This window comes from Aeromonas finlandensis (genome assembly GCF_000764645.1).
GTDB lineage: Bacteria > Pseudomonadota > Gammaproteobacteria > Enterobacterales > Aeromonadaceae > Aeromonas > Aeromonas finlandensis.
Genome location: NZ_JRGK01000157.1, coordinates 1 through 1,929, shown reverse-complemented (window position 1 = coordinate 1,929; position 1,929 = coordinate 1). Strand labels below are relative to the sequence as shown.

Annotated in this window: 2 protein-coding genes and 1 pseudogene; 1 reads left to right on the top strand and 2 read right to left on the bottom strand. The window is 60.4% G+C overall.

The annotated features are described in order from the left end of the window. Window positions 1-251: pseudogene (locus tag LD28_RS0111830) on the top strand (DEAD/DEAH box helicase); the annotation flags it as partial. 117 nt (window positions 252-368) lie between these two features. Here the strand turns inward: LD28_RS0111830 and LD28_RS0111825 are convergent. Both LD28_RS0111825 and LD28_RS0111820 read right to left on the bottom strand, forming a co-directional pair. Beyond that, window positions 369-1,019: a hypothetical protein gene (locus LD28_RS0111825; RefSeq protein ID WP_033137171.1), complete on the bottom strand. Its 651-nt coding sequence runs from the start codon at window positions 1,017-1,019 to the stop codon at window positions 369-371. A gap of 115 nt (window positions 1,020-1,134) precedes the next feature. Further along, the gene (locus tag LD28_RS0111820; protein WP_033137170.1) at window positions 1,135-1,521 is read right to left on the bottom strand and encodes an MAPEG family protein; all 387 of its coding nucleotides are present in this window, start codon (window positions 1,519-1,521) and stop codon (window positions 1,135-1,137) included. Window positions 1,522-1,929 lie beyond the last annotated feature (408 nt).

Genomic DNA, 1,929 nt, shown 5'->3' with positions numbered 1-1,929 from the left:
ACATCGCCCGTGGTATCGGCGCGCCGCTGCGCAAAGAGCCCCGTGATCCGAGCGAGCAGCGCCGTGCGCCGCGTCCGCAAGGTCAGGGCCAGCGTCAGGGAGCCGGTCGTTCCGCCTCCAATGGCAATGCTGGTGGTGCGCGTACCGGTAACGGTGGCAAACCCAAGCCGCAAGGTGGTCAGCGTCCGGCTGATGGCGCCGGCAAACCGGCTCAGGCCCGTCGCCCCCGTCGCTCTACCCACAACCAGTAAGCGGCTTGGGAGTCTCTCCCCGGCTGTACGGTTGACTGAAAAAGCCCTGCCAATCTGGCAGGGCTTTTTGTTTTTTCAGCCATGCAATCGGCATGGCGTGGTGCGGCGAGAACCGCGCTAGATGGCGGAGAGGTACTGCTTTTGCATCGCCAGCCAGCGGCCGTTGTTGATAAAGACCAGCTGCACCTTGAGCAGGGCCGCAATATCCGCGCGGTGCTTTTTATCGAGGTAGAGAAAGACCTGCTCTTTGGTGATCTTCTGCCAGGGGGTGGCCAGCGCAGGTTGATAGGCGGCGCGCATCTTGATGATCCAGTCCACTTTTCCCCTGTGCAGTTGGGCAAGGCCCTGCTTCTCATCGTTCAACCAGATGATCTGATAGTTGCCAAGATAGCGTTCGCACCACTGGATGCCACGCAGGCAGCCAATCACGGCACCCTTGGCAGGGGGCCAGCTCGGGTTATCCCGTGGCTGGCCATAAATCGCTGCTTCCGAGATGGGGGCGCCGATTTGCAGCAAGTGGGGATAGGTCTGATCAAAGCCCTTGATCCGGGCCATATCGCCATCGACCGCATTCACCGACTCAATCAACTTCTCGCAGCGGGCATAGCTGCAGGGGATCAGCTGAACAGCGATACCCGCCCGGCCAAACCAGTCATGAATAAAAGGGCGCAATATCGCGGTGTGCTCGACCGCGGCCGCCAGCTTTAGCGGGGTTGCGTGGGCAACGGGGGTCAGCCCGACAAGCAGTAACCAGCCAATCCACTTCATATCGCACTCCTGAACCGGGCTTATGTTAAGCAGATCTGTTGCGACGATCTGCCAAGAAGAGTAGCCGATAGACATGGCAACCCGACCGTGCCGCCGTTTATTCGTGACGGCTGAGTCAGGGGAGCAGCGCCGTGATCAGGAGATGGGCCGCGCTCACCAGGATCACCGTGAAGGTCAGCCCCATTCCCGCTACCCGGTAGCGGAAGTTCTCCGGCGTGCGGCTCATGCCAAAGGCGTGGCAGAGGCGGCCAAGCAACAGGGCACTCCCCAGCAGATGGATAAGCCAGGGGGACTGGCTGGTGGCTTCGACGAAATAGATCAGCAGCAGGGCGAGGGGAACATACTCGGCAAAGTTGGCATGCACCCGCATGGCGCGCAGCATGGCGGGATCATCCCCGTGCCCCAGCGCCACCTTGCGGCTATGGCGGGTGCGAATGGTGCGGATGCTCAGCAACACAAACAGCAGGGCGAGCAGGGCCGCGTAAACAGGCAGTATGGTCATGGTATCTGGCTCCCGGTGTGATGATGGCGAGTGGCAGCCGTTGAGTGAAGCTAATTGCTTGGCATCTCAATGGATTGCCTCTGAGGGTAGCAGCAAACTGCCGCAGCACGTCCGCCATCTATTCGCTCGCCAGGCTGGTGCGAAAGGTCTGCTCGCCACCGGCAAGGGTGGGTTTGAACAGCACCGGCCCCTGCCGGTAGCCGTAGGTGCTGTCGAGCACCGACTCGGCGGTCGCCTTGGGTTCGGGTGTTTGTTCGGTAGGGGCCGTTCTCTGAATGAATGGGGAATGCCTCTATCCAACGCGATTTCTTTACCAACAAAAAGCCCCGCCAATCTGATTGGCGGGGCTTTTGCTCTTTTGCTATTTGGAATGGAGCATTGAATGGCGGCAAGGATCAGAGTGCAGGC